At 68.1% G+C, this 5,792-nt stretch carries 8 protein-coding genes; 1 reads left to right on the forward strand and 7 read right to left on the reverse strand.

The genetic code is table 11. The features are described from left to right. The 3 genes from EQG76_RS08635 to EQG76_RS08645 all read right to left on the reverse strand — a co-directional run. A partial coding sequence (locus tag EQG76_RS08635) for a PhoH family protein (protein WP_235031263.1) occupies positions 1–742 on the reverse strand: 742 nt, incomplete at its 3' end. Next, positions 739–2,103 (reverse strand): tRNA (N6-isopentenyl adenosine(37)-C2)-methylthiotransferase MiaB, encoded by a 1,365-nt coding sequence (gene miaB, locus EQG76_RS08640; protein ID WP_235031264.1) that lies wholly within the window; start codon positions 2,101–2,103, stop codon positions 739–741. The genes EQG76_RS08635 and miaB, both read right to left, overlap by 4 nt. Positions 2,104–2,293: 190 nt before the next feature. Beyond that, positions 2,294–2,722 carry a MucR family transcriptional regulator gene (locus tag EQG76_RS08645; RefSeq protein ID WP_159712480.1) on the reverse strand — a complete coding sequence of 143 codons (429 nt, stop codon included), beginning with the start codon at positions 2,720–2,722 and terminating at the stop codon, positions 2,294–2,296. Between the two features lie 114 nt (positions 2,723–2,836). On the opposite strand from EQG76_RS08645, the gene EQG76_RS08650 reads away from it, so the two are divergent. Then, the gene (locus tag EQG76_RS08650; protein WP_159712482.1) at positions 2,837–3,076 is read left to right on the forward strand and encodes a sulfurtransferase TusA family protein; all 240 of its coding nucleotides are present in this window, start codon (positions 2,837–2,839) and stop codon (positions 3,074–3,076) included. Here the strand turns inward: EQG76_RS08650 and EQG76_RS08655 are convergent. The 4 genes from EQG76_RS08655 to EQG76_RS08670 all read right to left on the reverse strand — a co-directional run. Continuing rightward, entirely contained in the window at positions 3,073–3,606 is a 534-nt protein-coding gene (locus EQG76_RS08655; protein WP_159712484.1) for a GNAT family N-acetyltransferase, read from the reverse strand. The two genes, EQG76_RS08650 and EQG76_RS08655, sit on opposite strands and share 4 nt — an antisense overlap. Next, the gene (gene tsaB / locus EQG76_RS08660) at positions 3,606–4,259 is read right to left on the reverse strand and encodes a tRNA (adenosine(37)-N6)-threonylcarbamoyltransferase complex dimerization subunit type 1 TsaB (protein ID WP_159712486.1); all 654 of its coding nucleotides are present in this window, start codon (positions 4,257–4,259) and stop codon (positions 3,606–3,608) included. Before tsaB ends, EQG76_RS08655 begins: the two co-directional genes overlap by 1 nt. A 16-nt stretch (positions 4,260–4,275) precedes the next feature. After that, positions 4,276–4,836 (reverse strand): NifU family protein, encoded by a 561-nt coding sequence (locus tag EQG76_RS08665; RefSeq protein ID WP_159712488.1) that lies wholly within the window; start codon positions 4,834–4,836, stop codon positions 4,276–4,278. 41 nt (positions 4,837–4,877) lie between these two features. Then, positions 4,878–5,792, reverse strand: a 915-nt coding sequence (locus EQG76_RS08670; protein WP_159712490.1) for a DUF2333 family protein, incomplete at its 5' end; no start/stop codon positions are given.

A 5,792-nucleotide genomic window follows, 5' to 3' on the forward strand; every position in this document is an offset into this window, starting at 1 on the left:
GCGCCTCGTCCAGGATCACCGCGGCGTTGCGCAGGGTGCGGCCGCGCATGAAGGCCAGCGGCGCGATCTCGATCTGCCCGGTCTCGATTGCGCGCTCCAGCCGGCCCTCGGGCAGGAGGTCGTGCAGCGCGTCGTAGATCGGCCGGAGATAGGGATCGACCTTCTCGCGCATGTCGCCGGGCAAAAAGCCCAGCCGCTCCCCGGCCTCGACCGCCGGGCGCGACAGGATCAGCCGCTCCACCGTCCTGGCCTTCATCGCCGCCACCGCGGCGGCCACCGCCAGATAGGTCTTGCCGGTGCCGGCCGGGCCCAGGCCCAGCACCAGGTCGTTCTTCTGCAGGGCTTCCAGGTAGCGCGCCTGGTTGGGCGTGCGCGGCACCACGAGCTTGCGCTCGGTGCGCACCGCCGCCTGCTGGCCGCGATAGCCGTCGGTCGGCAAGGGTTCGCCCGCCGTCACCATGCGCACGGTGGCATCCACCTCGTTGCGGCCGAGCTGCTCGCCGCCGCGGGCCCGGACATAGAGTTCCTGCAGCACGGTCGCCGCAGCGTTCACGGCATCCGGGTCGTCGCCATGGACGATCACCTCGTTGCCACGCGCCACCAGGTTAACCGGGAGCTGCTGCTCGATCCGGGCCAGATGGCTGTGGTGCTGGCCGAACACGGTGGCGCAGAGCCGGTTGTCCGGCAGGACGACCCGGCGATCCGCGTGGTCGAGTTCCGCCATCGGCAGGAGCGGCTTCAAGCGGCGCGTCCTCGCTGGACAGTGGGTGAGGGCAGGAGGCGCGCCGATAGGCTGCGCGGGTTGGCGCCGGTGATCTCGACGCGGCACAGGTCGCCGATGCGGAGGTCCTCGCCCGCCAGGTGGACGATCTGCAGCCAGGGGGAGCGGGCGGCCTTGTGGCCCACGTCCCGCCCGTCACGCTCGATCAGCACTTCCATCACCGTCCCGATGCTTTGCTGGTCGAACGAACGCCGCTGCGCCTCCAGCAGTTCCTGCAGGACCGCCAGCCGCTCGGCCTTAATTGCCTCGCGCACCTGCTTCTTCATCAGGCTGGCGGGCGTGCCCGGCCGCGGGCTGTACTTGAAGGAGAAGGCCTGGGCGTAATGGACCTGCTCGACCAGCCGCAAGGTCGCGTGGAAGTCCTCGTCAGTCTCGCCGGGAAAGCCCACGATGAAGTCGGAGGATAGGGCCAGGTCGGGCCGCGCCGCGCGCAGCCGGTCTACCAGCCGGAGATAGTCGTCCGCACCGTGCTTGCGGTTCATCGCCTGGAGCAGCACATCCGAACCGGACTGCACCGGGAGATGCAGGAAGGGCATGAGCTGCGGCACGTCGCGATGCGCCGTGATCAGCTCGTCCTCCATGTCGCGCGGGTGTGAGGTCGTGTAGCGGATCCGCGCCAAGCCATCGAGCTCGGCCAGGGCACGGATCAGCCGGCCGAGGCTCCAGCTCCTGCCGTCCGACCCCTCGCCACGATAGGCGTTGACGTTCTGGCCGAGCAGGGTGATCTCGCAGACCCCCTGGTCCAGGAGCTGGCGCGCCTCGGCCAGGATCGCGGCGGCCGGCCGCGACGCCTCGGCACCCCTGGTATAGGGCACCACGCAGAAGGTGCAGAACTTGTCGCAGCCTTCCTGAACGGTGAGGAAGGCAGAGGGGCCCACGGGCGTGAGCGCCGCCGGCAGCTCGTCGAACTTGCTTTCCGGGGGGAAGTCGGTGTCGACCACGCCCCGCGCGGACCGGCTGCGCCGTGCCAGCATCTCGGGCAGGCGGTGATAGGCCTGCGGGCCCACTACCACGTCGATGAAGGGCGCCCGCTCGAGCATGGCCTCGCCCTCGGCCTGGGCGACGCAGCCCGCGACCGCGATGGTCAGGTCGTCGCCCGAGGCCCGGCGCTGATCGCGCAGCAGGCGGACCCGGCCGAGCTCGGAATAGACCTTCTCGGCGGCCTTCTCGCGGATGTGGCAGGTATTGAGGACGACGAGATCCGCGTCCTCGATCCGATCCGTGGCGGCGTACCCATGTGGTGCCAGAGCTCCGGCCATGCGCTCGGAGTCATAGACGTTCATCTGACAGCCATAGGTCTTGATGAAGAGCTTCTTCGTCACCCGCCAACCAGGGATGGTTCTACCGCGCCGAGTTATTCCCAGCGCGGCTCGACCCGTCAAGTTACGCTTCGTGGCGCAGCCGCGCCATCGGTGCCCGCGGCACCGATACTGGAGGCTACCGCCGGCGCAGGCCGCACCGGTGCGCGAGGCGCAGGCCGGCGGGCCACCACCTCCCGCCGGGCGGTTGCAGTCAGGCCGAACGGCGGCCGCGTGCCCGCGGCTTGGTACCGAGCCCGATCTTCTTCGCCAGCGAAGAGCGCTGCTCCGCATAGGCGGGCGCGACCATCGGGTAGTCGTCAGGCAACCCCCAGCGCTTGCGATAGTCTTCCGGGGACATATTATAACGGGTCTTCAGATGCCGCTTGAGCATCTTCAACTTCTTCCCGTCCTCCAGACAGATGATGTACTCAGGCGTCACCGACTTCTTCACCGGCACGGCCGGGGTCAGCTTCTCCTGGGGCTCTTCCTTGATCTCGACGCCCTGGGACGACAGAGACGAATATACGAGCCTGATGAGGTCGGGCAGGTCGGTGGACGACACGGTGTTGTTCGACACGTGTGCCGCGACGATCTCCGTCGTCAACGACAGGAGTTCGTTCTGGGTCAACTGATCCGCCATCTCAGCGTACGGGCTCCCGGCCTACTTGGTATTAGACGAGCCACTACTATATTTCTTCAACGCGCGCCCGCAAGGGGTCACAGAGAAAAATCGTCTCAGAAAAGGCTAGTTGAAGTGCCGTCAACTGAAGCAACCCTGGACATCACTGCCGACACCTGCCCGATCACGTTCGTCCGTGCAAAGCTGGCACTCGAAAAAATGCGCCCCGGCGACATGCTGCGCATTCGGCTGCGCGAGGGTGAACCGCTGAGTAATGTACCTGTTTCCCTCACGGACCATGGACACGAGGTCATCGCTCGCGAAGCTGTGGAAAGCGGGATTTTCGAGCTTGTCGTGCGCCGGGGGAAGGACTAGTCCGGCTCCGCTCGAGACCTGAGGCTCCCGAGAGAGGCCTTCATCGTATAGGCGCTGGTCTTGCGGCCATCCGGTCGGTGGTAATAGTCGGTGCGCGTGCCGACCCGCTCGAAGCGATATCTTTCATACAGGCTCTGCGCCGTGACATTGTCCACGGCGACCTCCAGGAACATCGCCTCGGCACCGGCTTCATGCGCCCGGAACATCGCGGTTTCTAGTAACATTCCGGCGACCCCGCGCTTGCGCCAAGGTTGCAACACGCCGATCGACAATAGTTCACTCTCGTCACGCACGACCCGGCAGATGGCAAATCCGACCCCGCGCAGTCCGTCGATCGCGGAAAAGCCGCGGTCGAAGCAGCGTGCGATCAGCCCGAAGCTGCCCGGCAGGGACAAGAGATGGGCGATGTCCGACCTCGACCAGCCATCGTCGAAGCAGCCGCGGTGCAGGCGGGCGAGCCGTCCCAGGTCGAAGGGCCCGATGTTCTTGACCGCGATCTGGCCGGGCCGGGGCAGGGCGATCAGCGCCATCAGGCCGCTCCGGCCAGATCCAGCAGCGACCGTCCGGCACCCTCGCGGGCATCAGCACCGCGCAGGTAGAGCGGCACCAGCATCTCGCCACCCATCCCCTGCTCGCCGGCCAGCAGCCGCCTGGCCGCAGCCAGGCCTACCTCCTCAGCACCGGCCACCAGTTGCACCGCTTCGGGAGCCTCGCCGCCGATGAGCTGGAAGCCGGCACCGCCACTGGGCGGGGAGGGGCCGGTCGAGATCGGACCGAAGCGGCCGGCGGCATCGACGTCCTGTACATGCCAGTTGCCCCGACCGCCGGGGACCGCGATCCGCAAGGGCACCTCGGTGCCGCAGGCGCGGGCAGCCACCGCCAGCGCCTCGAAGGTCGAGACCGCCATGACCGGCACGCCTGTGGCGAGCGCCAGCGCCCGGGCGAGCGCCACGCCTACCCGGATCGCGGTGAAGCCGCCGGGCCCGACCCCGCAGGCGATCAGGTCGAGCTCATCGGCGTGCCAGTCAGCCTGGTGGAGGCAGGCCTGGACCTGGGCCGGCAGCAGGTCGGCCTCGCCGGCAGCGACCCGCATCGCCCGCCCGGTCACAGTCGTGCCGGCAGCGTCCACCAGACAGGTGGACGCGGCGACCGGGCCGTTCGCGCCAATCGCCAGGACACGCACCGGGCCGGCCGCAGGCTCAGTCGATCGCGCGGACTTCGACGACATCCGGCACGTAGTAACGCAGGAGGTTCTCGATGCCGTTCTTCAGCGTAACCACCGAGGACGGGCAGCCGGCACAGGCCCCCTTCATGTGCAGGTAGACCACGCCGCGCTCGAAGCCGTGGAAGACGATGTCACCGCCGTCATTGGCGACTGCCGGGCGTACGCGCGTGTCCAGGAGCTCCTTGATCCTGGTCACGGTCTCGTCGTCCTCGGGCGCATGGGCAGCGGGCGACGCCTCCGCCTCGGCCTGGACCACCGCCGGCTCACCGGACATGAAGTGCTCGACCATGGCACCCAGCACCGCCGGCTTCAGGACATACCAGTCGGCCCCGGCCTGTTTGGTGACGGCGACGAAGTCCCGGGTGATGAACACCGAGCGCACCCCGTCTACCGCAAACAGCCGGCGCGCTAGCGGGGAGACCTGCTCGGCCTCGTCCGCGTCGAGGACTTCGACCTGGCCCTGCTCGACGATGGTGCGGCCGGGAAGGAACTTGAGGGTCGCCGGATTGGGCGTCTGCTCGGTCTGGATGAACATGGGATCTTTCTCCTTGCGCCTGAGGTGGCGACCGTGTGCCACTAACGCAAGAGGATGTTGGTCACCTCGCGCAGCTGCGTGCGTGCGCGGAGCAGGAGGAAGCCCTGGCTGGCCAGATGGTTGGGCTTGAACTGGCTTTCCAGTCCTCCGTTCACTACCACCCACGGTTGAAGCGTAGCGGCAAGCCGGAAACTGTCGAGCATTTCGGACCAGCTCGAGGCCGCACCCCGCTCGCCGATCACGTCGGCATAATCCAGCCCCAGCTCGCGTAGGAGGATGTAGTAGGCGTAGAGCTGGCCCTTGGCGGTGTAGAACAGGTCGTCGGCCGCGAAGTCGAGCCAGCGGTTCCCGCTGAGGTCGATCGCCTGGTAGATCGCGCCGGAGGTGGAGCCCAGGTCCGCGGCGATCGCGTCCAGGCTTTCCAGCAGGTTGTCCGCCCTGAGCTCCAGCGTCGCCTCGCCGGAAGCCAGCCGGCCGTTATACGCGCGCAGTGCCGCCACGGCCTGGCGGTACTGGCTCTCGGTGGTGGCGGTGGGCGCCCAGGAATTGGCCGGGTTCCAGACCCAGACATTGCCGGGATAAGCCAAAAGGCCCATGGCGCGGGTGAGGTCGGCATCCGCCTGTGAGGAGCCGCGCACCCGGGCCAGCCGGTCGCGCACCGACACGCCGAAGCGCTGGACGGCGGCGACGATGCCGGTCTGGTAGTTCGGCATGTTGTCGAGCAGGACGCCCGGCTTGAAGAACGGCTCGTTCGGCGTCCACTCGTTCTGGTCGATCTCCCGGGAGACGAGGTCGGCCATGGCCGCCACCGCGCGTGAGCCGCCCTCGGGCGCGCTGGTGGTCGTGGCGAATTCCGGGTCGTCGTCGATCCGGTGCACCACGATCATGCCGACCAGGTACCAGCCCGCCACGGCCAGCACGAGCAGCGCCGGCAGGCCCAGGAGCACGCGCCGCAG

It is taken from the genome of Geminicoccus flavidas, assembly GCF_009806515.1.
In the GTDB taxonomy this organism is placed as follows: Bacteria; Pseudomonadota; Alphaproteobacteria; order Geminicoccales; family Geminicoccaceae; genus Geminicoccus; species Geminicoccus flavidus.